Below are 21,881 nucleotides of genomic sequence, written 5' to 3'. Positions count from 1 at the left end.
TCATGCTGACGGCGAAAAAAGCCAAAAATCGTATTGATGTCTATGGTGACCGTTTTCGCGCCAGGGCGCATTTACTCTCGCCACGTATGCAGGCCGTGACGCGTTATATCAACGAGAACCGCGAAGTGGTGCTGGAGTTTACGGCGATCGAAATCGCAGCCGCCACTCAAACCTCTGATGCGACGGTGGTCAGGGCAATTCAGGCGCTGGGGTTTGCCGGGTTGCGCGATTTAAAGCAGACCATTGAACACTGGTTTGGTCCTGGCGTGACCTCAGAAGAGAAGATGACCACCACGGTGAATACGCTCTCTTGCGATGTGAACTCCAGTATTGATTTTGTCTTGCAGGGCCATCAGCGCACCTGTGAAGCCCTTTCTACACCGCAAAACCGCTATGCAATTGCGCAGGCGGTGGCATTATTGGTAGAAGCCCGTCAGGTGGGGATTTTTGGTATTGGCGCATCCGGCGTATTGGCGGATTATACCGCGCGTCTGCTTAGCCGTATTGGCCTGCCTGCGGTAGCGTTTAATCGCACCGGGATTAACCTCGCGGAGCAACTGATCGCATTGCAGCGGGGAGATGTGCTGATCATGATGGCGCAAAAATCACCGCACCGGGAAGGGCTGACGACCATTCGTGAGGCCAGGCGGTTGGGTGTCCCGGTTATTTTACTGACGAACGCGCTGGACTCCCGTTTTAGTAAAGAAGCAGATGTGGTGATTAACGTGCCACGTGGCGGCGAGAATGGGAAAATGCCGCTTCACGGTACGGTACTGGTGTGTCTGGAAATGATCGTGCTGTCTGTCGCGTCTACCGCGCCGCAGCGGTCCATTAAATCTGTGAAGCGGATTAACGAACTGTATCGGGGTATTGGTAAATCCGGGGCGAAGAAGTAAGCCGGTGATACCCGATGTGCAGGCCGGGTAGGGTGTCGTCACCACCCGGCATAAAGGCAGACAGATCAAACCATTAATGGCCGATCATTCTGGCCTTCGGGATCAACTGGAAATACATATGATCCGGCACCGGCGTTTGCCAGACGTTGGCGTACACCGCATAGCCTACGGCGGCAAACAAAATACCGAGCAGCAGTAGCGTCATTGTCCACCCTGATAACCTACCTTGTCGCCACCATGGTTTCGGCGCTGCGCTGTGCCCTGATTGTGCGCCAGGCGGTGTTTTCAGTGACAGGGTCAGCGTCGAGGCTACCGGACAGGATTCCACACAGGTCATACATCCCGTGCACTCAACGGTGCGTACCTGAATTAAGCGATCGACCGGAATATTCGACGGGCAGTTCTTTGCGCATTTGCCGCAATCGATACAGCTGTCGGCATTGCGGCGGATCTTAAACGGCGAAAGCAAAGAGAACAGACCAAGCAGTGCGCCATAAGGGCACAGATAACGGCACCACGCATTGCGAATAAACAGGCTCATAATGCTGATAACCGCCACCACGATGAGCGTTGTCGTGCCGATATGACGAAAGAAATCGAGCATCTTAACGTCAATAATCATGCCGTAAGCTGACATCAGAAAATACTGAATCCCCTGTGCTGGCATCGACAGGGCGATATACAGAAAGAAGCTCAGCAGCAGATATTTCAGGCTCAGCAAAGGGAGATCCAGCCAGCGAGGCAGGGTGAAGTTGCGACCCACTATTTTTTTGCCCAGATTACCTATCAGCTCAGACAGCGTCCCCACCGGGCACAACCACGAGCAGAACGCTTTTTTTAACAGCAAACTCATCAGGATAAAGGCAACCAGCAGCAGCATGGAAGCGGCGTGAATGGGGGGAAGAAAACCGGTTTCCAGTGTGTATCTGATATTCATCAGACCGGCAATGGGAAGCCATCCCTCAATACCGCCGGGTCTTGGGATATAAACGCTGGTACCGGCTGTTTCGAAATAGCGAACCCAATACCAGAACGTCACGCCAATATAGATATTGATGGCCAACAGGAGAAACTGGGTGGCTTTTCTCCAGCTACTGGCATTGCGCCAGTCATTCCACGGCAGTTTCCCTCCGACGGTTCCAGGGCGGCGCTGCCAGCGCGTTTTCTTCTTCCCGCTCATGATCTCTTATTATCCCTCATATTTCCCCCTGCATTCAGGAAGACTCATCACCGGGATATGCTACCGCTATAAAGATATAGTGTATTTGATTTGCATCTTATTAATCGGCTGCCATTTCTATCACGCTAATGGGCATGTATAAAAATAACAGCACGATATTTATCACAGGTCAGATAAATACCCTGAATGGGGTATTTATTTATCTGTGGGGGACGACAGTCATTCCTGGTACGTTTCTACGCGGTTACGGCCATGGCTTTTCGCCAGATAGAGCGCGCGATCGGCTTTATCAACCAGTTGTTTGTAGTCGGGGTGATAGTCATATTCGGCAACGCCGATACTGACAGTAATAGAGAAGGATTCAGTCACGGACGCGGCGATACGCAGCTCGGCAATTTTCTTGCGCAGCGTTTCCAGAATAATCGAGGCCTGCGATTCGTCTGATTCGACCAGCAGGATCATAAACTCTTCACCACCATAGCGGAATACGTAATCGCTGCTGCGGATGTGCTCATAAATAACGGCCGCGACGTTTTTCAGCGTCATATCGCCAGTGTTATGTCCGTAGCTGTCGTTGATCTGCTTAAAATAATCAATGTCCAGCATTGCCAGGGTAAAGGGTTTTCGTGAATGTAACGCCAGCGAGATTTCACGGCGCATAATCGTCGGAATAAAGCGGCGATTAAGCAGCTGGGTCAGCGAATCTTTGCCATTTTCCTGTTTGACCAGCGCTTCAAACATTGAGGCGAGGAGAAAATGGATTTTGGCCGAGAGCTGTCGGACATCCTGCAATAAGCTCATCCGTTCGGCTTCGCCAGGCTGATGCTGATTCGAGAGCGTCTGTGTCAGACGGTTATCGATTTCAGCGATCACGGATTCCATTTCTGCCAGCAGATTACCGCTGCCAAGAATGTGTTTTCCCTTATGGGAGAACCACATACCAAAATCAGAGTCTGCCAGGAACACCAGATCACCGGACGGTAATCCGGTCGCAATGTTGTAGATAAACTGATTTTCCCAATCGGTAAACGAACGGATTTGCCGTTCGCGCTCGACGTTGACGTCGTCGTAAATGGTCTGCAGCCGATACTGCTCCTGCGTGTGCATCGAGTTTTGATAGCTCGGGGAGTAGGAAACGGTCATGGCCTCCAGTGCGGTGTCCATCGCCAGGCTGCTGAAACAGATAGCATCGCTCAACAGGCTGACAGAGTAGTCTGCCTTACTTTTCAGCAACTGATACAGCTCTTCTTTTAGCTTACGCGCCCCGCGGTTAACCAGATCGATAGGCAGGCCGATACGGGCGTGTACCACACCTATTTCACGCTGTTTTGCCAGCAAGAGCGGGGGGTCTTCATATGCGCTGCCGAGCACGCTGCGCAACCAGTCAAACATACTGCCGCTCAGGCGCGTACTGACCTGCTCGGTATTCAGAAACAACGCGCTCTCCGCGTGAGAGAGCATGTAGTCATAAAAAACGGTCACTAAATGGCGGATCTCATCGTCGCTTAACCCTGTGAGGATCGTATGAACTTCAGGGGATGTCTGGCGTATTAGCGCCCGCCATTCTGTAAGGAGTAATGTGTCGTTTACGGGATCAACCTGTTCCATCTCACAGCCACTCAAATGTGATTGAAAAATTCAGGCGGTATTACGGACAATTACCTCACGATGGTCAAGTGAAACTCTCTTTACGCATTAACGATGGCGAATACCTTCATAAATCAGCCTTAAGGCGAAGACGCCGATGATGGCACCAATCACCCGGCTGGCAACGCGCTGAATACGACCATATGCACGACGCACCGCAGGAAGAGAAAACGCCTGGCTGAGAAAAATACGCCAAATAACAGAAGAAAGCACAATGCCTGCCCATGCCATCAGCCTGGCCCAGGTTGGGGTTTCTGCGCTTAAGGTGACCGAGAAAATACTAATAAAAAACAGTACGGTTTGCGGATTGGATAAATCCGTTAACAGCCCGCGACGAAAGAATACGTACCAGGGGGCGGAGATTGGTTGCTGTAAGGTGGGCATTTGCGGTGTGGCCTGATGGCGTATGCTATTCCAGGCAAACCACAGTAAGTAGGCACCGCCGACGATTTTTATCAGTGAGAATATCTCTTCACATTGGGTGATAAGCGTCGCCATACCAAACAGGCCAAGCGCGGAGTAGAACGCATCGCCCAAGGCAACGCCCAGACCGGTCATTACACCCGCGCGTCGTCCCGACGCCAGGCTGGTTTGCACCACCACGAACAGGTTTGCTCCGGGGTTGAAAAAGGTTAAAACAAACAGGCTAACGGTGAGCACGACGGCGTGCAGAGGTTCCATAGACAACGATTCCATCAGTGAGAAAATGAATGTTTACCCGCAGGTCATTTAAGAATCTGCACCTACTATAGTTTTAGTGCAATCAATATTCTGAGTATTCACTCACAGTGCACCATCAAACGCAGTTAATTTCTCAATGTCATCATTAACACTATTTGTGTCACCGGAATCGTTGGATAACGCGGCAGCGCTGGATCGCCTGTTGTAGCTACGGCGCAAGATTTCTTTATATTTCCGTTGGCTCTGGATCTTTTAATCAGGCTGAACTACTTATTAATCATCCTTGACTCGCATGATGGATGTTCAGGGGTCGATGATGGCATATATAACAAAACCTGGAGCTTTGATATGAAAACTGGATATAAAGTACTTATTGGTGCGTTAGCTTTAGTTTTTTCCAACGCCTATGCTGCGGAATTTATGACAAAACTTGAGTTTGAAAAGGTTGAGTCGCAGTACACAAAAATCGGTGATATTTCAACGAGTAATGAAGTTTCTGTTGCAGATGCTAAAGAAGAGCTGCTGAAGAAAGCCGAAGAGAAAGGCGCTGATGTGGTGGTATTAACCTCCGGCCAAACGGATAACAAAATCCATGGCACAGCTAATATTTACAAGAAAAAATAATGCGCTGCATTGAAAGATAAAATACCCGCCAGCCTCTGTACTGGCGGGTTATTCTTTTAACCTGCGCCAAAACGTGGTTCGGCTGATACCGAGATATCGTGCCGCCGCTGTTTTATCGCCGTTGAATTGTGCCAGCACCTGTTGTGGTGTCAGTGATGATGATATCTGGGGTATTTCGGCGACAGTCGCCAGCTCGGGCAATAATTGCTGCAAGAAATGGACGTTAAGTTCTGGTTGTGGCTCAACGCTTAAAAATAATGCCAGACGCTCCATCATATTGCGTAGCTCACGAATATTCCCCGGCCAGCCGTAATTCAGCAGCATATGTTGGCTGAGCCCCAGTCCTTTACGCACAGGCTCAGAAAACGGCACATCTAATTCCGCCAGTGACTGTTTTAAAAAGCCTTCCGCCAGCGGTAAAACATCGGGTAGCCGTTCGCGTAGCGGGGGGAGTTTGAGGCGCAGAATGCTCAGGCGATAAAACAGATCGGTACGAAACTCGCCTTGTTTCATCTCTTGTTCCAGGTTGCAGTGCGTGGCGCTAATCACCCGTACCTCTACCGGAATCGGTTGATGTCCACCTACCCGGGTGACCTCTTTTTCTTCCAGTACGCGCAACAGCCGGGTTTGTAACGGCAACGGCATTTCACCTATCTCATCAAGAAACAGTGTTCCGCCGTGGGCGATTTCAAACAGACCCGCGCGTCCGCCCCGCCGTGAGCCGGTAAAAGCACCATCCTCATAGCCGAACAACTCCGCTTCCAGTAAGGATTCGGTGATTGCCCCGCAGTTGACGGCAACAAACGGTGGTGAGGGTTTACCGCGTCGATTCTCCTGACGGGTGAAATATTCACGATGAATGGCCTGCGCCGCCAGCTCTTTCCCCGTCCCCGTTTCGCCCTGAATCAGCACCGGTGCGCGAGAACGGGCATAGAGCATTATGGTGTGCCGTACCTGTTCCATCTGAGCAGAGTGGCCGCGCATATCTCCCAGTGCATAGCGGGTGCGCAGCGTATCGCCAGACGCGTATTGACCATTTCGCCGTAGCGTCAGGCGCGTCATATCCAGCGCATCGACAAAGGCCTGGCGCACGGTAGCAGCTGAATAGATAAAGATGCCGGTCATACCGGCTTCTTCCGCCAGATCGGTAATGAGTCCCGCCCCGACCACTGCCTGCGTGCCGTTGGCCTTCAGCTCGTTGATTTGTCCTCGGGCATCTTCTTCGGTGATATAGCTACGCTGTTCAAGCTGTAAATTGAAGGTCTTTTGAAAGGCGAGAAGCGCAGGAATGGTTTCCTGATAGGTAATGACGCCAATCGATGACGTGAGTTTTCCCGCTTTCGCCAATGCCTGTAGCACATCGAAGCCGCTGGGTTTAATCAGGATCACTGGAATTGATAAGCGGCTTTTCAGATAGGCACCGTTGGAGCCCGCCGCAATGATCGCATCACATCGCTCGGTCGCCAGCTTCTTGCGGATATAGGTGACCGCTTTTTCAAAACCGAGCTGGATAGGGGTGATGGTCGCTAGGTGGTCGAACTCCAGGCTGATGTCGCGGAACAGTTCAAACAGACGCGTAACGGAGACCGTCCAGATAACCGGTTTGTCGTCATTCATCCGCGGCGGAAGATGCGTATCAGCCATAACCAACTCAAAAAGTAAGGAACCGAATATTGGGTTTAGTTGTGTTTCATAAATGTTGCAATGAAACGTTCATCTCGGTTTCATGAAACGATAGCTGACACGCTTTTGTACATAAAAAATGCAGATTTTAAATGTAATTCTTTGTTTTAAAAATGAAAAATAGAATTTGAGCAAAAATTCAGGTCTTTGGCATACCCCTTGCTTTAGGTTAATCAACGAACGATAACAAGTTGATAACAAGAGGACGGGATATGTCTCTACACTCCCCAGGGCAGGCGTTCCGCGCTGCGCTCACCAAAGAAAATCCATTACAAATCGTGGGTACCATTAACGCCAACCATGCGCTCCTGGCCCAACGCGCCGGATACCAGGCAATTTACCTGTCAGGCGGCGGCGTGGCGGCCGGCTCATTGGGATTGCCCGACCTCGGCATCTCTACGCTGGATGATGTGCTGACCGATATCCGCCGTATCACCGACGTTTGCCCGCTACCGCTGCTGGTGGACGCCGATATCGGGTTTGGATCGTCGGCATTTAACGTGGCGCGAACCGTGAAGTCGATTGCCAAAGCCGGTGCTGCTGCGCTGCACATTGAAGATCAGATTGGCGCTAAGCGCTGTGGCCATCGTCCGAACAAGGCGATCGTCTCGAAAGAAGAGATGGTCGACAGGATCCGCGCCGCCGTGGATGCGCGCACCGATCCCAACTTTGTCATCATGGCGCGTACCGATGCGCTGGCGGTGGAAGGGTTAGAGGCGGCTATCGATCGTGCGCAGGCGTATGTCGAAGCGGGCGCTGACATGCTGTTCCCGGAAGCGATCACCGAGCTGTCTATGTACCGCCAGTTTGCAGACGCGGTGCAGGTGCCGATCCTCGCTAACATTACCGAATTTGGTGCGACACCGCTGTTCACCACCGATGAGCTGCGCAGTGCAAATGTGGCGATGGCGCTCTATCCGCTGTCTGCTTTCCGTGCCATGAACCGCGCCGCTGAACGGGTATACAACGTGCTGCGCCAGGAAGGTACGCAAAAGAGCGTGATCGACATTATGCAGACGCGTAACGAGCTGTACGAAAGCATCAACTACTACCAGTTCGAAGAGAAACTTGACGCGCTGTACACCACGAAGCCGTAGGCCTGATAAGGCGCAGCTGCCATCAGGCAATGCCGGATGGCACTACGTTTATCCGGCCTACAACGTACTACGCGATGCATACCCTCAATACCCTATATATAAAAAATAACGAGGACAACATGAGCGACACAACGATCCTGCAAAACAGTACCCATGTCATTAAGCCGAAAAAATCCGTCGCGCTGTCCGGCGTACCCGCCGGAAATACGGCGTTGTGTACCGTTGGTAAAAGCGGTAACGATTTACACTATCGTGGCTACGATATTCTCGACCTGGCGCAGCAGTGTGAATTTGAAGAGGTTGCGCACCTGCTGATCCACGGAAAATTGCCTACCCGCGATGAGCTCAACGCCTACAAGAGCAAATTAAAAGCGCTGCGTGGCTTACCCGCTAACGTGCGTACCGTGCTGGAAGCGCTGCCGGCAGCATCACACCCAATGGACGTCATGCGCACCGGCGTCTCCGCGTTAGGTTGTACGTTACCGGAAAAAGAGGGGCATACCGTCTCTGGCGCGCGCGACATCGCTGACAAACTTTTAGCCTCACTCAGCTCAATCCTTTTGTATTGGTATCACTACAGCCACAACGGCGAGCGCATTCAGCCGGAAACTGACGATGATTCGATTGGCGGCCACTTCCTGCATCTGCTGCATGGCGAAAAGCCGTCGCAAAGTTGGGAAAAGGCGATGCATATTTCGCTGGTGCTGTACGCCGAGCACGAATTTAACGCCTCCACCTTTACCGGCAGAGTGATCGCCGGTACTGGCTCAGACATGTATTCCGCGATTATCGGGGCGATTGGCGCACTGCGCGGCCCGAAACACGGCGGAGCCAACGAGGTATCGCTGGAAATCCAGCAGCGCTATGAAACACCGGATGAAGCCGAAGCGGATATCCGCAAACGTGTGGAAAACAAAGAAGTGGTGATTGGCTTTGGACATCCGGTGTACACCATTGCCGACCCGCGCCATCAGGTGATTAAGCGTGTGGCGAAACAGCTCTCTCAGGAAGGCGGTTCGCTGAAAATGTACAACATCGCCGACCGTCTGGAAGCGGTGATGTGGGAAACGAAAAAAATGTTCCCTAACCTCGACTGGTTCTCGGCGGTCTCCTACAACATGATGGGCGTCCCCACCGAAATGTTCACACCGCTGTTTGTCATCGCCCGTGTTACTGGCTGGGCGGCGCACATTATCGAGCAGCGTCAGGACAACAAAATTATCCGTCCTTCTGCCAATTATGTTGGCCCGGAAGATCGCGAATTCGTCGCAATTGAAAAACGTTGCTAATGCCAAACCTCTAAAGATAAAAAAACAGGAAATGTACCCTATGTCTGCACATATTTCGAACGTTCGCCCTGAATTTGACCGTGAAATTGTTGATATCGTTGACTACGTTATGAATTACGAGATCACCTCAAAGGTGGCGTATGACACTGCACATTATTGCCTGCTTGATACCCTTGGCTGCGGCCTGGAAGCGCTGGAATATCCGGCCTGTAAAAAGTTGTTAGGGCCGATTGTGCCGGGTACGGTGGTGCCGAACGGCGTTCGTGTGCCGGGCACTCAGTTCCAGCTCGATCCCGTTCAGGCGGCATTTAATATCGGCGCGATGATCCGTTGGCTGGACTTCAACGACACCTGGCTGGCCGCTGAATGGGGCCATCCTTCCGATAACCTCGGCGGTATTCTGGCGACGGCTGACTGGTTGTCACGCAATGCGGTAGCGGCGGGAAAAGCGCCGTTAACCATGAAAAAAGTGCTGACCGGCATGATTAAAGCCCACGAAATTCAGGGCTGTATCGCGCTGGAAAACTCCTTTAACCGCGTTGGACTTGACCACGTCCTGCTGGTGAAAGTCGCCTCGACCGCCGTTGTTGCCGAAATGCTCGGATTGACCCGCGATGAGATCCTCAATGCGGTGTCGCTGGCGTGGGTCGACGGACAGTCGCTGCGTACCTATCGCCATGCCCCGAATACCGGCACGCGTAAATCCTGGGCTGCAGGCGATGCGACTTCCCGCGCAGTGCGTCTGGCGCTGATGGCGAAAACCGGCGAGATGGGCTACCCGTCTGCGCTGACAGCAAAAACCTGGGGCTTTTATGATGTCTCCTTCAAAGGGGAATCGTTCCGCTTCCAGCGTCCGTACGGCTCATACGTGATGGAAAACGTGTTGTTTAAAATCTCCTTCCCGGCCGAGTTCCACTCACAAACAGCGGTTGAAGCGGCGATGACGCTGTATGAACAACTGCAGGCGGCGGGTAAAACGGCGGCGGATATCGAAAAAGTGACCATTCGTACGCACGAAGCCTGTATTCGTATCATCGATAAAAAAGGTCCACTGAATAACCCGGCGGATCGTGACCACTGCATTCAGTATATGGTGGCTATCCCGCTGCTGTTCGGACGCTTAACCGCAGCGGATTACGAAGACGGTGTGGCGCAGGACAAACGCATTGATGCGCTGCGCGAGAAGATCAATTGCTTCGAAGACCCAACCTTTACCGCGGACTATCACGACCCGGAAAAACGCGCCATCGCAAATGCCATCACCGTGGAATTTACCGATGGATCACGTTTTGAAGAAGTGGTGGTGGAGTACCCCATCGGCCACGCGCGTCGTCGTCATGACGGGATGCCGAAACTGGTCGAAAAATTCAAAATCAACCTGGCGCGTCAGTTCCCGACCCGTCAGCAGCAGCGCATTCTGGATGTCTCCCTGAACAGAGCAAGCCTGGAGCAGATGCCAGTCAACGAATACCTTGATTTGTTCGTTATCTAAACCTGCGTGCGGCAAGGCGTAAGTTCAACAGGAGAGCATTATGTCTTATAGCGATTTTTATCAGCGTTCGATTACGCAACCTGAGTCGTTCTGGGCCGAGCAGGCCCAGCGTATTGACTGGCAGCAGCCGTTTGCTCAGGTACTGGATCATCGTCATCCACCGTTTGCTCGCTGGTTTTGTGGCGGGACGACTAATCTGTGCCATAACGCCATCGACCGCTGGCTGGAGAAACAGCCTGACGCGCTGGCGCTGATCGCGGTTTCATCGGAAACCGAAGAAGAGCGCACATTTACCTTTCGTCAGTTGTATGACGAGGTAAACGTCGCGGCGGCGATGTTGCTGTCGCTGGGCGTACAGCGCGGCGACAGGGTGCTGGTTTATATGCCGATGATCGCCGAGGCGCACATTACGCTGCTGGCCTGTGCGCGGATTGGGGCGATCCATTCCGTGGTATTTGGCGGATTTGCCTCGCACAGTGTGGCGGCGCGGATCGACGATGCCCAGCCAAAGGTCATCGTATCGGCGGATGCCGGGGCGCGAGGCGGCAAGATCCTGCCGTATAAAAAGCTGCTTGATGATGCGATTGCGCAGGCTCAGCATCAACCGCGCCATGTGGTACTGGTTGATCGTGGCCTGGCGAAAATGGCGTGGGTTGAAGGACGCGACCTCGACTTTGCCGCGCTGCGCCAACAGCATCTCGGCGCACGCGTGCCGGTGGTCTGGCTGGAATCGAATGAAACTTCCTGCATTCTCTACACGTCCGGTACAACCGGTAAGCCAAAGGGCGTGCAGCGTGATGTAGGCGGTTATGCGGTAGCGCTGGCCACCTCGATGGACACCATTTTTGGTGGCAAAGCGGGCGGTGTTTTCTTCTGCGCGTCGGATATCGGCTGGGTGGTGGGACACTCGTACATCGTCTATGCCCCGTTGCTGGCGGGGATGGCGACAGTGGTGTACGAAGGGTTGCCAACCTGGCCGGACTGCGGCGTGTGGTGGAAAATCGTTGAAAAATACCAGGTCAGCCGGATGTTCTCGGCACCGACCGCCATCCGTGTGCTGAAGAAATTTCCGACCGCGCAGATCCGTAATCACGATCTCTCCTCGTTGGAAGTGCTGTATCTGGCCGGCGAGCCGCTGGATGAACCGACGGCAAGCTGGGTAACCCAAACACTGGGTGTTCCGGTTATCGACAACTACTGGCAGACCGAATCTGGCTGGCCGATTATGGCGATTGCCCGCGGGCTGGACGACCGACCGTCGCGCCTGGGCAGTCCTGGCGTGCCGATGTACGGCTACAACGTGCAACTCCTCAATGAAGTGACTGGCGAACCTTGTGCTGCAAATGAGAAGGGGATGCTGGTGATTGAAGGGCCGCTGCCGCCGGGTTGCATTCAGACCATCTGGGGCGATGACGAACGCTTTGTGAATACCTACTGGTCGCTGTTCTCCCGCCAGGTGTACGCCACCTTTGACTGGGGCATTCGTGACGACGACGGTTACTACTTCATTCTGGGGCGTACGGATGACGTGATCAACGTCGCCGGGCACCGGCTGGGCACGCGCGAGATAGAAGAGAGTATCTCCAGCTATCCGAACGTTGCTGAGGTAGCGGTAGTGGGGGTGAAAGATGCGCTAAAAGGGCAGGTGGCCGTCGCGTTTGTCATTCCAAAGCAGAGTGACAGTCTGGAAGACCGCGACATTGCGCATTCTGAAGAGAAGGCGATTATGGCGCTGGTGGACAGTCAGATTGGTAACTTTGGCCGCCCGGCACATGTCTGGTTTGTGTCACAATTGCCGAAAACACGCTCCGGAAAAATGCTCAGGCGTACGATCCAGGCGATCTGCGAAGGCCGCGATCCTGGCGATCTGACCACCATTGACGATCCGACATCGTTGCAGCAAATCCGCCAGGCGATCGAGGAGTAAGGCGTTTCCGGATGGCGGCTTCGCCTTATTCGGCCTACGAAACCGCGCACCGTAGGCCGGATGAGCGCCGCGCCATCCGGCGCAGAGTTAGCGCCAACTCAGCTGATAATGATAACGCCCTGCGCTCAACTGAAATTCCGGCGACACTGAAGGGCTCCACGAATCATCCCCGCCGACGCCCATATGGAAACCGTCAATGTTGAGCCATGTTCCGGCTTCAGGCTGCAGCAGGTGACGATGGCTGGTTTCCATCAGTTGCTTCTGGCTGTAACGGCTGATGTTGAACTGGAAGTCACCACGCCACAGGTGCGTCCCGTAGCGTAATTCGCGTGTCCCGCAGCGCAGGCCGTTTTCACTCGGGAAGACGTACGGCGTATACATCTCATCCAGCGTCAGTTCCCAACGATCAAAACAGGCAGCGCTCAGGCGATCCGGGTAGTTCTCGTGCGGCCCAAGGCCTAACCAGTTCACCCGTTCAGCCACCTGCGCCAACTGGCAGCTCAGGCCGATACGCGCCGGGTGCGGCGTGCCGTTGGCTACATCGACATCCACGGTAATCTGCATCTCGCCGTGGCCGTCGAAATGATATGACTTACGGCTGACGAACAGCGTTTCACCCTGATACTGCCAGGCATGCGCGGTGGTGATAAGGATGCTGTTCGACAGCGCTTCGGCTTCGCATTGCAATAGTAGTGGCTCAGCATGGTAATGGCCTGCGGCCTTCCAACGTTCGACCCAGGCATTAGGATCGATGCGCGTGACTTCGCTGATGCCGATATCGTTATCCAGCGGCGCGCGGGTAAACTGATCGATTAACGGCGCTAACAGTTGTGCTTCTTCGGCCAGCCAGTATTGTGTCAATAAACCTGTCTGGCGGCAGAATTCCCAGCGTTTATCGCTGACGATTACCGTAAATGTATCATCGCGGGTCGTCAGCTGTGGCGCTGTGTTGGCGCGAGGTTTAAGCGCCAGGCTGAGTTTCTCTTCCAGCTTCCACTGCTGCCAGGCACTGATATGCCCGGCGTCTGACCACGCAGTAGCCTGGGGTTGTTCCACGCGAACCGTCAGCCACAGCTGGCCTGCGGTTTCCGGCATCGGGATAGCCGGCAGGGTGATCAGCTGGCGGCCCTGTGGGGCGATATTCAGAGCGATTTCTCCGGCGGCCAGCGGGTTGCCGTCCTGGGTGATGGACCAGTGCAGGATTTCGTTATCGCTGTGGCGGAACAGGTATTCGCTGCGTACTTCAATCTGGCGCTCGTCACCCGGTAACAGCGTAAACTGGAAAAACTGCTGCGCGTGTTTGGCCTCATACAGCGACGGATGCGGCGTGCGGTCGGCAAATACCAGCCCGTCCATGCAGAACTGGCGGTCATTCGGTGTGTCGCCAAAATCCCCGCCGTAGGCTGACCATGGATTACCGTTGTCGTCATATTTAATAAGCGACTGATCGACCCAGTCCCAGACGAACCCTCCTTGCAGACGCGGATACTGGCGGAATGCCTGCCAGTATTTGGCGTAGCCGCCGAGGCTGTTACCCATCGCGTGAGCATATTCGCAGAGGATCAGCGGGCGCAGTTCGCCGGGCATCGACAGCCATTTTTTGATTGACCATTTGGGGACCGCCGGGAAGGGCTGATCCTGGTCTACGCGGGCGTACATCGGGCAAATAATGTCGGTGGCTACGGTATCCGCGCCGCCGCCTTCGTACTGTACCGGACGAGAGGGATCTTCCGATTTTAGCCAACGATACAGCGCGTCGTGGTTCGCGCCGTGACCGGACTCATTGCCCAGCGACCAGATGATGATACTTGGGTGATTGCGGTCACGCTGTACCATGCGCGTGACGCGCTGGCTCATGGCAGGAAGCCATGTAGGGTCGTCGCTCAGGCGATTCATGGGCACCATACCGTGGGTTTCGATATTGGCCTCATCCACCACATACAGGCCGTAGCGGTCGCACAGGGTGTACCATAGCGGGTGGTTTGGGTAATGTGAGCAACGCACGGCGTTAAAGTTGTTCTGTTTCATCAGGATGATGTCCTGCACCATCGTCGCTTCGTCCATCACCTGACCGTTTTGCGGGTGATGTTCGTGGCGGTTAGCACCACGAATCAGCAGCGGTTGACCATTCAGCAACAGCAGGCCGTTTTCGATGCGGACCTCGCGGAAGCCGACGTCACAGGCCTCGGCTTCAATCAGCGTACCGTCAGCAGTATGAAGCTGCACCACGGCGCGGTACAGATTAGGCGTTTCGGCACTCCACAACGCCGGGTGTTGAACGTTGAGGCGCAGCGTAGTGCGATCGTGATAAGCGCCGCGTTCATCAACAATCTCGCTGCCGGGCGGTGAGGTGAGTTCGCCAACCAACGTTTCGCCGTTCCACAATTGCAGGGTTACGCGTACATCTTCACGCTCGTCGCCTGCTATCCGGACTTCCGCTTCCAGCACCGCGCGGCTGAAATCATCATTAAAGCGGGTGTTGATACGTAGGTCACGGATCTGTGTTGTGGGTTTATGCAGCAAAGAAACGTCGCGAAAGATGCCGCTCATGCGCCACATATCCTGATCTTCCAGATAGCTGCCATCGCTCCAGCGCAGCACCATGACGGCCAGGCGGTTTTCGCCGTGCAGCAGATAATCGCGAAGATCAAATTCAGACGGCAGGCGGCTGTCCTGACCGTAGCCGACCCAACGACCGTTGCACCACAGATGAAACGCGGAGTTCACGCCGTCAAAAATAATGCGCGTCTGACCCTCATCTAACCACGCATCTTCGATACTAAATGTGAGCGAGTAACATCCGGTGGGGTTCTGCGTCGGAACAGCGGGCGGATTGACCGGGAATGGATAGGTGATATTGGAGTAGATTGGCGCATCATAACCGCTCATCTGCCAGTTAGACGGTACGCAGAGGGTATCGGCCTGCGGTAAATCATGCTCAAGCCAGCTTTCTGGCACGGCCTCTGGTGCGGCAAACCAGGCGAACTGCCACTCGCCATTTAACGAAATCCGTTGGGAAGAAGGCCGGTTGTTATGGGCATCATCCACGCAGCGCCAGCTACAAAATGGTGGGTGTGCCTCCAGACGGTTTATCTGTGTGACGCCGGGGTTTTCCCAGTCACGGCGCGCCAGTACGGCGGCGAGTGAGTCCGAGCTCAGAGTCATAGCGGTATCTCATGTTTGTTATTCGCTCACAATTCAATAAACATAAGGCGTGCGATGAGACGCTGTAAAGCCGGGCGGGTTTAATGGGTGAACTGACTCACAGTAATTAGCGTTCGCCGGATGGCAGCAGAGAGACCTGACGCGCCAGTTGCATCAACGACTCCGCCAGCATCTGTGGCGTGGCGGTTTGTGTGTCAGGCGGCAGTACGGTTTTCCGTTCGACCAGCGTGACCGGCAGCAGCAGATTGCCGGGGGCGGACATGCCCTGCGTAAGCTGCAACAGCCTGTCAACGCTGGTCTGCCCGAGAGTGGGGAAATCCTGCCTGATGGTGGTCAGCGGCGGGATGTAGCAGGCACTGTCTTCGGTGTCGTCGTAGCCGATCACGGAGATATCCGCTGCAACTCGCAGGCCAGATTCGCTGATTGCCCGCATTGCGCCCAGCGCCATTTGATCATTGGCGACCAGCATAGCGGTTGGAACGATACCGTCGTTAAGCATGTGCATGGTTTGATGAAAGCCGGACAGGGCGCTCCAGTCACCTTCACGTTCCGCAATGGGACGTAGCTGATGGTGAGCCAGGTATTTATGCCACCCGCTATGCCTTAACCTGGCGGAGACCGATGAGTGCGGCCCGGCCAGCAGGGCAATGCGCTGATGTCCGTGTTGAATCAGATGTTCAACGCCGAGTCGCGCGCCGTCATCATGGGAGAAAACGACGCTATTAATCGGCACCTGGTCAGAGACATCGAGAAACAATACGGGCACCGTGCCGCAGGTGGCGGCGACCATCATGGCGTCTTCTTCATCCAGCGGATAGTTGATGATAAGCCCGGTTACGCGTTGAGAAAGCAGGTTGTGTATCGCGGCTTTACACGCCTCAACGCCACTACGCTCAACCATGGCGATCACCACGCTGGCGCCGGACTGGTCGGCGCGGGATTTTATGGCGGCCACAATTTGCGAGGGGGCATGCAGAGCAAGATTCGATGTGGCGACACCAATTAACGGCGTCTGTTTGCCTGCCAGCTGCTGCGCGACGCGGTTAGGAATGTAATTGAGCTCCGCCATCGCGGCCTCAACTTTTTGCCGGGTTTTTGTGGAAACGTGGCTGGCCTGATTTACGACGCGTGAGACGGTCTGGTAAGAGACGCCTGCATGGTCTGCGACATCGTATAGCGTTACCGGTTTCACATTGTTCACCCTGATCATGACGTTATCCACGCGCTATCATGCCACAGCGCAGACTATTTTTGGCTATTTGTGGTCGGGTTCTGCGAGTTGCATTCCAGGGACATGAATTGGGCGCTGGCAGGTCAACAGCCTTTATGCTTAACATAATGATAGAACAGCAGAAAAGTGAGGATATCGTGAGCGATGCTGCGGCAAACAACATTCTTTCTATCTACCGGCGTCATGCGGAGGCTTTTGCCCGCCAGCGTTCTCAGGCGCTGTTTGAAAAAAACTGGCTGGATAAGTTCATCGCGGTGATGGGCGGGCAGGGCCATATTGTGGATATTGGCTGCGGAAACGGTCAGCCGATTGCCGGTTATTTTATCCAGCAAGGTTTGCAGCTAACGGGGATTGACGGCTCGGCGCCGATGCTGGCGCGTGCCCGGCTCGCCTTTCCCGGGCAGCGCTGGCTGGAGCAGGATATGCGCGAACTAACGCTTGATGAAACCTTTGACGGTCTGATCGCCTGGGACAGCTTTTTCCATTTAACCCAGTTGGACCAGCAAAAGATGTTCCCCATTTTTGACCGCCTCAGCCATCCCGGCAGCGCGCTGATGTTTACCAGCGGCACGGGCAATGGCATCGCCATGGGACAATTTGAGGGCGAGCCGCTGTTTCACGCCAGCCTCGCGCCTGATGAGTACCATGCATTGCTGTCGGCACACGGCTTTACGGTGATAGAGAGGGTGATGGAAGATCCGCACTGTACCGGGCACACCATCTGGCTGGCGCAAAAAAGAGGTTAATCGCCGCGAAAGGTTTTACGCCATTCAGCCGGACTGACGCCGAAGTGGGATTTAAAATGCTGCCGCCAGGTGACAGGGGAGAGAAAACCTACCTGTTCGGCAATGCGTTCAACGGGTAGCTGACTGGATTCCAGCAAAATCTGGCTGCGGCGCAGACGCTCGGTAATCAGCCATTCCGCCACGCTTGACCCGGTGGCCTTCATAAAATGACGGGTCAGCGTGCGACGACTCATCATCACCCGCTGCGCCAGAACGTCGAGATTATGCGGCTCGTGGAGATGTTGGCGCAAATAGTCGAGCAGGGCGTTGATGCGTTGATCCTGGGTATTTTTCGCTACCGGTTGTTCGATAAACTGGGCCTGACCGCCCTCACGATGCGGTGGCACAATCATCCGACGGGCAATCTGATTCGCCACCGTGCTGCCAAAACGCTGGCGGATCACGTACAAACAGCAATCCAGCGCAGCAGCGGTACCTGCCGAGGTAATTATGCCGTCGTCATCCACGTACAGTGCGTTGATATCCAGGTGGGCCGCAGGAAAGCGCGCCTGAAAATCCTGCTCGAACTCCCAGTGCGTAGCTGCCCGTTTACCATCCAGTAACCCCGCATAGCCGAGGACAAACGCCCCCAGGCACAGCCCAACAATCTGTGCGCCGTTTTGCCGCGCACGGTTGAGCGCATCAAGCAGGCTTTGTGGTGGACGATGCGCGGTGGTGCCCCAGTAAGGGATTACCACGATGTCGGCTGCCTCCACCGCTTCATAGCCATGGGTTGCGGTAATGGAGAAACCATCCTGCGAGGAGATGATGCCCGGTGTTTCGGCGCACATCTGTACCTCAAAGCGCTTTTTCGCCGCCATTTTGTCACTGAAAATGATGCACGGCACCGAGAAGTGAAACGGGCTGAAATCTTCCACGGCGACAATAGCGACGGTAAGCGGTTGCATACGATTCCTTTGTAGAGATTAAAATGTCAGGGTTTCCCCATCTTCCGGCACGTGGACATATTGCGCAATCTGGTTGTCGCGGGCGTACTCTTTTAGGGCCGCGCGGGTCAACAGACAGTGGTTAATCGCCTCCATATGGGTCGCCACAATTTGTGCTTCGGGTAGTGTGAAGTGGGTTTTCAGCACATCTTCCGCGCCCATGATTATTGGGCCAAACCCGATGACGTGCGCAAAACCCGCGTTCAGAACCACCACGCCTGGCTGGAAGGTATGCATGTTGGCTTCCACCTCGTCGCGCCAGACGGTGTCCCCGACCAGATACAACGTTTTTTCCGCCGGATGCATAAAGATAACGCCACAGGCATCACCCAGGCGCTCTGCCATTTGTGGAATGGCATAGGCGCGATCTGAGCCGTGCTGGCCGCCGGTTTTACGCAGAGTGATAGCGCCGACCACGGTATTGTGCGTCAGCACGGTGAGTTGTGTGAAACCCTGCTCCCGCAGTACGTGTGCATCATGGTCATTTTGCACATAGATTGGTTTGTCTTTCGGCACGACTCGAGCGGCAACCTCGTCCCAGTGATCTTCATGCAGATGGGTCACGATCAGCGCATCGACATTTAGCAGGGTATCGATGTCGATGGGCAGGTCGACGGTTGGGTTGCGAATTTCGGCACGTGCGGTTCCGGCAAAACCCGGATATGCGCCTTTCGCGGCTAGCATAGGATCGACCAGAAAAGTCATTCCACCAAAGGTGATGTGCTGTGTGGCATTACGGATTTGCGTGATGTTCATGGTGTGCGCTCTACGTGTTGGGTCAGTGGTGTCATCGTAGAGTGTTGTCCAGAAGATGAATGTGGGCAAATGGGCGACTACCGATGGGATTGGGCCAATAGCAACGCAATGATGTCGGTAGGAGAGGGCGGGGCGTTTATCAGGCCTACCGAACGAATCTTTATTGGCTGTGTTTAATCACCGGGTTATCGTCTGAGTTATTTAATGCGTTGGAAAATGATTAAAGAGAGTTGATTTAAACTAAGCTTATGTTTTTTTTATAACACTATTTAATCCTCCACTATTATACCGAACTGAATAAAAATACAGTCAATCAAGTATGGGCAGATTTATTAAATGGGAAGTGGTTCCAGAAAATATAGCGGATAAATACAACGTATTACAGTGAATAAAACAGATCGCGAACCATGAAATAACAGTGCTATCATTCACCCCAGACGCGGCAGGCAACTGCTGGCACACGCATTTACCCCGGAGCACCTGATGAACAACGACATTCCGCTAAAATATTATGATATCGCCGATGAGTACGCGACCGAGGCCGCAAAGCCGGTAAGCGATGCCGAACGCGATGCGCTGGCGCACTACTTCCAGCAACTGATCACCCGTTTGATGAACAACGAAGAGATCAGCGAAGACGCGCAGCAGGAGATGGCAACTGTGGCCGGCGTCGACGCACAGCGTATTGATGATATCGCGGAGTTCCTCAATCGCTGGGGTAACGAGTAGCCAAAGACGGGGCCTGTGTTTTACACTGCGCGCAAATTGAGTAGGTATACTCTACGAGTATTCGGTTTAATCAGGCGGAAACAGCAATGAACGGAACAATCACAACGTGGTTTAAAGATAAAGGCTTTGGATTTATCAAAGATGAAAACGGCGACAACCGCTATTTTCATGTGATTAAGGTTGCTAATCCTGAGCTGATCAAGAAAGACGCGGCGGTGACTTTTGAACCCACCACCAACAACAAAGGCCTGTCTGCCTATGCGGTGAAAGTCATACCCGACAGCAAGTACATCTATATCGCGGGCGAGCGCCTGAAGCTCACAGCGATCAAGTCTTACCTGGTGTACAGCGAAGAAGTGCCGGTTGAAACCCGTATCGACAAAGAAAACGCGGTGCTGTCTGTCGGCGTGCTGATGAACAGCATCCGACCGAAATCAGACGTGAAGCCAGGTGAAATGCGTACGCTGAAAAAGCTGGCGATCACAACCTTCCAGGGCACGACGCTGATCTTCTCGGAAGATGAAATCGACATCGACGAGACGGTGAAACTGCTGAAAGTCTGACGTCCTTCAGAGTGAATGAATGCCGAAACGCTGCGCTTTTCAAAAGCAGTGTTTCGGTTTTTTTTGCATTCAGTCAGACTGGGCAGGTATGTGGGCGCAAAAGTGGCTTTGTGTCAGAAGCAAATGTGAACGTCTTATATAAAAAGTGAACGCGGGACTGTGCCGGGGTTATTACTTTTGATCCTCTTGTCTTATCTATTATTGCTGCGACTCCATTATTAAAAATAAAAAAAGACGAACCAGAATAAAATTTTGGAATAACTTATCCATAATGTTAATTATTGATGAAATTAAAGTAACACTCCGTAAGGTTTGGATGTTTTTATTTCTCATAGACGAGAATTTACATATAGTGATATAATATGGCGGGAAAAACAGGCTGGTTATTAACCTGCCTGTCATGTAAATAAATTTTCGAGGAGACTATTCCAGTGGGACGTAAATGGGCCAATATTGTTGGTAAAAAAACGGCTAAAGACGGTGCAACGTCTAAAGTATATTCAAAATTCGGTGTGGAAATCTATGCTGCGGCTAAACAAGGTGAACCAGACCCAGAATTAAACACAGCTTTAAAATTCGTTATTGAACGTGCGAAACAAGCCCAGGTTCCAAAGCATGTTATTGATAAAGCTATTGATAAAGCCAAAGGTGGCGGCGGCGAAACGTTCTTGCAAGGACGTTATGAAGGCTTTGGTCCAAGTGGTTCCATGATTATCGCTGAAACCCTGACTTCAAACGTTAACCGCACGATTGCTAATATTCGCTCAATCTTCAATAAAAAAGGCGGGAATATCGGGGCGGCAGGTTCTGTCAGCTACATGTTTGATAATACAGGTGTGATCGTATTTAAAGGCACTGACCCTGACCATATTTTTGAAATTTTGCTTGAAGCTGAAGTTGATGTTCGTGATGTCACCGAAGAAGAAGGCAACATCATTATTTACACTGAATCTACAGACCTCCATAAAGGAATTGCAGCCCTCAAAGCAGCGGGTATTACTGAATTCTCAACCACAGAATTAGAAATGATAGCTCAATCAGAAATTGAACTTTCACCAGAAGATTTAGAAATCTTTGAAGGACTTGTTGATGCCCTTGAAGATGATGATGATGTTCAAAAAGTATATCATAACGTTGCAAATCTCTAATTATAAATTAAAGAAATCTGTCATTATGGCAGATTTTATAA

General features: G+C 53.2%; 18 protein-coding genes. 10 read left to right on the top strand and 8 right to left on the bottom strand.

The genetic code is table 11. The features are described 5' to 3' along the window. The first annotated feature begins 2 nt into the window (after positions 1-2). Positions 3-896 (top strand): MurR/RpiR family transcriptional regulator, encoded by an 894-nt coding sequence (locus NNN64_RS15030; protein ID WP_271441869.1) that lies wholly within the window; start codon positions 3-5, stop codon positions 894-896. Between the two features lie 73 nt (positions 897-969). Here NNN64_RS15030 and NNN64_RS15025 read toward each other — a convergent pair whose 3' ends face one another. The 3 genes from NNN64_RS15025 to NNN64_RS15015 all read right to left on the bottom strand — a co-directional run bounded on the left by NNN64_RS15025 (position 970) and on the right by NNN64_RS15015 (position 4,404). Next, positions 970-2,076, bottom strand: a complete 1,107-nt coding sequence (locus NNN64_RS15025) for a 4Fe-4S binding protein (RefSeq protein ID WP_271441868.1) — start codon at positions 2,074-2,076, stop codon at positions 970-972. Positions 2,077-2,295: 219 nt separating this feature from the next. After that, the gene (locus tag NNN64_RS15020) at positions 2,296-3,684 is read right to left on the bottom strand and encodes a diguanylate cyclase (protein WP_271441867.1); all 1,389 of its coding nucleotides are present in this window, start codon (positions 3,682-3,684) and stop codon (positions 2,296-2,298) included. An 87-nt stretch (positions 3,685-3,771) separates the two neighbouring features. After that, positions 3,772-4,404: a LysE family transporter gene (locus NNN64_RS15015; protein WP_271441866.1), complete on the bottom strand. Its 633-nt coding sequence runs from the start codon at positions 4,402-4,404 to the stop codon at positions 3,772-3,774. A gap of 348 nt (positions 4,405-4,752) precedes the next feature. Here NNN64_RS15015 and yahO point away from each other — a divergent pair, with 348 nt between their 5' ends. After that, entirely contained in the window at positions 4,753-5,028 is a 276-nt protein-coding gene (gene yahO, locus NNN64_RS15010) for a DUF1471 family periplasmic protein YahO (protein ID WP_003830901.1), read from the top strand. A 48-nt stretch (positions 5,029-5,076) separates the two neighbouring features. Here yahO and prpR read toward each other — a convergent pair whose 3' ends face one another. Continuing rightward, positions 5,077-6,672 carry a propionate catabolism operon regulatory protein PrpR gene (gene prpR, locus NNN64_RS15005; RefSeq protein WP_271441865.1) on the bottom strand — a complete coding sequence of 532 codons (1,596 nt, stop codon included), beginning with the start codon at positions 6,670-6,672 and terminating at the stop codon, positions 5,077-5,079. 251 nt (positions 6,673-6,923) lie between these two features. Between prpR and prpB the strand changes: the two genes are divergently transcribed. From prpB to prpE, 4 genes are all read left to right on the top strand, one after another. After that, positions 6,924-7,808, top strand: a complete 885-nt coding sequence (gene prpB, locus NNN64_RS15000; RefSeq protein WP_137384459.1) for a methylisocitrate lyase — start codon at positions 6,924-6,926, stop codon at positions 7,806-7,808. Between the two features lie 119 nt (positions 7,809-7,927). Further along, positions 7,928-9,097, top strand: a complete 1,170-nt coding sequence (prpC, locus tag NNN64_RS14995; RefSeq protein ID WP_137384460.1) for a bifunctional 2-methylcitrate synthase/citrate synthase — start codon at positions 7,928-7,930, stop codon at positions 9,095-9,097. A gap of 40 nt (positions 9,098-9,137) precedes the next feature. Continuing rightward, complete coding sequence (locus NNN64_RS14990) at positions 9,138-10,589, top strand: bifunctional 2-methylcitrate dehydratase/aconitate hydratase (RefSeq protein WP_137384461.1); 1,452 nt, start codon at positions 9,138-9,140, stop codon at positions 10,587-10,589. A gap of 40 nt (positions 10,590-10,629) precedes the next feature. Next, complete coding sequence (gene prpE / locus NNN64_RS14985; protein ID WP_137384462.1) at positions 10,630-12,516, top strand: propionate--CoA ligase; 1,887 nt, start codon at positions 10,630-10,632, stop codon at positions 12,514-12,516. 87 nt (positions 12,517-12,603) lie between these two features. Here the strand turns inward: prpE and NNN64_RS14980 are convergent, their stop codons facing one another. Both NNN64_RS14980 and NNN64_RS14975 read right to left on the bottom strand, forming a co-directional pair. Beyond that, complete coding sequence (locus NNN64_RS14980) at positions 12,604-15,681, bottom strand: beta-galactosidase (RefSeq protein WP_271441864.1); 3,078 nt, start codon at positions 15,679-15,681, stop codon at positions 12,604-12,606. A 106-nt stretch (positions 15,682-15,787) separates the two neighbouring features. Further along, positions 15,788-16,882 (bottom strand): LacI family DNA-binding transcriptional regulator, encoded by a 1,095-nt coding sequence (locus tag NNN64_RS14975; protein WP_271441883.1) that lies wholly within the window; start codon positions 16,880-16,882, stop codon positions 15,788-15,790. A 125-nt stretch (positions 16,883-17,007) separates the two neighbouring features. Here NNN64_RS14975 and NNN64_RS14970 point away from each other — a divergent pair, with 125 nt between their 5' ends. Then, entirely contained in the window at positions 17,008-17,658 is a 651-nt protein-coding gene (locus NNN64_RS14970) for a class I SAM-dependent DNA methyltransferase (RefSeq protein WP_271441863.1), read from the top strand. Here the strand turns inward: NNN64_RS14970 and NNN64_RS14965 are convergent. Together NNN64_RS14965 and NNN64_RS14960 are read right to left on the bottom strand one after the other, a co-directional pair. Further along, positions 17,655-18,605, bottom strand: a complete 951-nt coding sequence (locus NNN64_RS14965) for a GlxA family transcriptional regulator (RefSeq protein ID WP_271441862.1) — start codon at positions 18,603-18,605, stop codon at positions 17,655-17,657. The genes NNN64_RS14970 and NNN64_RS14965 overlap by 4 nt on opposite strands. An 18-nt stretch (positions 18,606-18,623) precedes the next feature. Continuing rightward, positions 18,624-19,400, bottom strand: coding sequence for an MBL fold metallo-hydrolase (locus tag NNN64_RS14960; RefSeq protein ID WP_271441861.1), 777 nt, complete (start codon positions 19,398-19,400; stop codon positions 18,624-18,626). A gap of 483 nt (positions 19,401-19,883) precedes the next feature. Here NNN64_RS14960 and NNN64_RS14955 point away from each other — a divergent pair, with 483 nt between their 5' ends. The 3 genes from NNN64_RS14955 (at position 19,884) to NNN64_RS14945 (ending at position 21,840) form a co-directional block, all read left to right on the top strand. After that, positions 19,884-20,129, top strand: a complete 246-nt coding sequence (locus tag NNN64_RS14955) for a YmjA family protein (protein WP_005127954.1) — start codon at positions 19,884-19,886, stop codon at positions 20,127-20,129. 86 nt (positions 20,130-20,215) lie between these two features. Next, positions 20,216-20,692, top strand: a complete 477-nt coding sequence (locus tag NNN64_RS14950) for a cold-shock protein (RefSeq protein WP_048212495.1) — start codon at positions 20,216-20,218, stop codon at positions 20,690-20,692. 431 nt (positions 20,693-21,123) lie between these two features. Next, positions 21,124-21,840, top strand: a complete 717-nt coding sequence (locus NNN64_RS14945; protein ID WP_271441860.1) for a YebC/PmpR family DNA-binding transcriptional regulator — start codon at positions 21,124-21,126, stop codon at positions 21,838-21,840. The last annotated feature ends 41 nt before the right edge of the window (positions 21,841-21,881 follow it).

Source organism: Citrobacter sp. Igbk 14 (genome assembly GCF_028069825.1).
Classification (GTDB): Bacteria; Pseudomonadota; Gammaproteobacteria; order Enterobacterales; family Enterobacteriaceae; genus Citrobacter.
This window is presented reverse-complemented; position numbering and strand designations above follow the sequence as displayed.

Bases quoted from the DNA above. Each gene is read 5' to 3' on its own strand.
- NNN64_RS14990 (WP_137384461.1), top strand. From the start codon at position 9,138: ATGTCTGCACATATTTCGAACGTTCGCCCTGAATTTGACCGTGAAATT.
- prpC (WP_137384460.1), top strand. From the start codon at position 7,928: ATGAGCGACACAACGATCCTGCAAAACAGTACCCATGTCATTAAGCCG.
- NNN64_RS14970 (WP_271441863.1), top strand. From the start codon at position 17,008: ATGCTTAACATAATGATAGAACAGCAGAAAAGTGAGGATATCGTGAGC.
- prpR (WP_271441865.1), bottom strand. From the start codon at position 6,672: ATGGCTGATACGCATCTTCCGCCGCGGATGAATGACGACAAACCGGTT.
- yahO (WP_003830901.1), top strand. From the start codon at position 4,753: ATGAAAACTGGATATAAAGTACTTATTGGTGCGTTAGCTTTAGTTTTT.
- NNN64_RS15030 (WP_271441869.1), top strand. From the start codon at position 3: ATGCTGACGGCGAAAAAAGCCAAAAATCGTATTGATGTCTATGGTGAC.
- NNN64_RS14965 (WP_271441862.1), bottom strand. From the start codon at position 18,605: ATGCAACCGCTTACCGTCGCTATTGTCGCCGTGGAAGATTTCAGCCCG.
- NNN64_RS15015 (WP_271441866.1), bottom strand. From the start codon at position 4,404: ATGGAACCTCTGCACGCCGTCGTGCTCACCGTTAGCCTGTTTGTTTTA.
- NNN64_RS14955 (WP_005127954.1), top strand. From the start codon at position 19,884: ATGAACAACGACATTCCGCTAAAATATTATGATATCGCCGATGAGTAC.
- NNN64_RS14950 (WP_048212495.1), top strand. From the start codon at position 20,216: ATGAACGGAACAATCACAACGTGGTTTAAAGATAAAGGCTTTGGATTT.
- NNN64_RS15020 (WP_271441867.1), bottom strand. From the start codon at position 3,684: ATGGAACAGGTTGATCCCGTAAACGACACATTACTCCTTACAGAATGG.
- prpE (WP_137384462.1), top strand. From the start codon at position 10,630: ATGTCTTATAGCGATTTTTATCAGCGTTCGATTACGCAACCTGAGTCG.
- NNN64_RS14960 (WP_271441861.1), bottom strand. From the start codon at position 19,400: ATGAACATCACGCAAATCCGTAATGCCACACAGCACATCACCTTTGGT.
- NNN64_RS15025 (WP_271441868.1), bottom strand. From the start codon at position 2,076: ATGAGCGGGAAGAAGAAAACGCGCTGGCAGCGCCGCCCTGGAACCGTC.
- NNN64_RS14980 (WP_271441864.1), bottom strand. From the start codon at position 15,681: ATGACTCTGAGCTCGGACTCACTCGCCGCCGTACTGGCGCGCCGTGAC.
- prpB (WP_137384459.1), top strand. From the start codon at position 6,924: ATGTCTCTACACTCCCCAGGGCAGGCGTTCCGCGCTGCGCTCACCAAA.